This is a genomic window from Helicobacter sp. 12S02232-10, from assembly GCF_002272895.1.
GTDB lineage: Bacteria > Campylobacterota > Campylobacteria > Campylobacterales > Helicobacteraceae > Helicobacter_J.
Window position 1 is genome coordinate 1 of sequence record NZ_MLAQ01000033.1, and the last position, 1,272, is coordinate 1,272.

1 protein-coding gene and 1 CRISPR repeat array are annotated in these 1,272 nt (G+C 28.1%); the gene reads left to right on the plus strand.

Going from position 1 to position 1,272, the window contains the following annotated elements:
* Positions 1 to 91: 91 nt before the first annotated feature.
* Positions 92 to 523: direct repeats of the CRISPR family, unit length 36 nt; unit sequence ATTTTACCATAGAAGAATTTAATAACTGCCTAAAAC.
* Between the two features lie 115 nt (positions 524 to 638).
* The gene (locus tag BKH41_RS09690; protein ID WP_180762814.1) at positions 639 to 962 is read left to right on the plus strand and encodes a hypothetical protein; all 324 of its coding nucleotides are present in this window, start codon (positions 639 to 641) and stop codon (positions 960 to 962) included.
* Positions 963 to 1,272 lie beyond the last annotated feature (310 nt).

A 1,272-nucleotide genomic window follows, 5' to 3' on the forward strand; every position in this document is an offset into this window, starting at 1 on the left:
CAGTTATTAAAATCTTCTGTGTGTATTATAGCATATTTTTTATCATTTTATTCTATGTATATCCCTAATATCAATGATTTGATAGAGGTGTATTTTACCATAGAAGAATTTAATAACTGCCTAAAACTTAGTGTCTTTACTTTTTGAAACAACCAAAATTTTACCATAGAAGAATTTAATAACTGCCTAAAACGATTTTCTGCAAATCGCCTACAGGTTACAAATTTTACCATAGAAGAATTTAATAACTGCCTAAAACTCTGCGATGTTCGGTGGTGTCCGATGTGTGATTTTACCATAGAAGAATTTAATAACTGCCTAAAACAAGATTATCAAGAGGCAAAAGAATTATTGAATTTTACCATAGAAGAATTTAATAACTGCCTAAAACTCAAAAAATGTTTAAATGGGCTTGCAGTCCATTTTACCATAGAAGAATTTAATAACTGCCTAAAACTACAATAACCTCAACAAAGACCTATGGGCTATTTTACCATAGAAGAATTTAATAACTGCCTAAAACTGCTTATGATGTCACAAGACTCAATAACGACTTCGAAAAATATCAAACTGAACTTAGAGAAAAGCTCTCAAAAGCAGGTACAGACAAAGAAAAACAAGCACAGGTTTATGCTGAAATGAAAATGAAAGGAAATGATTTATTATTGTCTTATGTCAAAGATATCGCCAATAACATCTCATTCTTAAATGAGACAATGGCTTTAACTTCAAATTTAATCGCGAAAGACTATAAAAATAAATATGACAACAATCCTGAATTCTCTGTATTAACTCAAAAACAACAAAATGAGTTTAATAGATTAAAAGATGAAATCTTCTCTGGAAGCTCTAAAAGTCTTGCAGACTATGCTAAAGACGCTAATTTTAATCAGTATGGTTTTCCAATCTATGCACCAAAAAAATCAAACAATAGCAATAATAATAATGGGAGCATAGAATAAAAATATTAAAATCTATTGCAAATCAATTACTATGTTACATATTATTACATAATTAATATTGCTATTTCTATCAATTTTATTTTTTAAAAAATTCCACCCCCTTAAAGCCCATAAATACGTACTTTCAACACTATAAGATTTAAAAATGTGCTATTTTTGTCTTGATTTTTCTAAAAATGTGTATTTTTTAAGATTTTGATTTCCATTAACATTCCCCCATCAAATCAAAAATTCATTATTTGAATGAACTTACTTTGGTTTGAAATCACCAAAATTTCAGGAGTCAATGATGAATCCATCAAATTTATCA

Coding starts and splice junctions, on each gene's coding strand:
- BKH41_RS09690 (WP_180762814.1), top strand. CDS start 639: ATGAAAATGAAAGGAAATGATTTATTATTGTCTTATGTCAAAGATATC.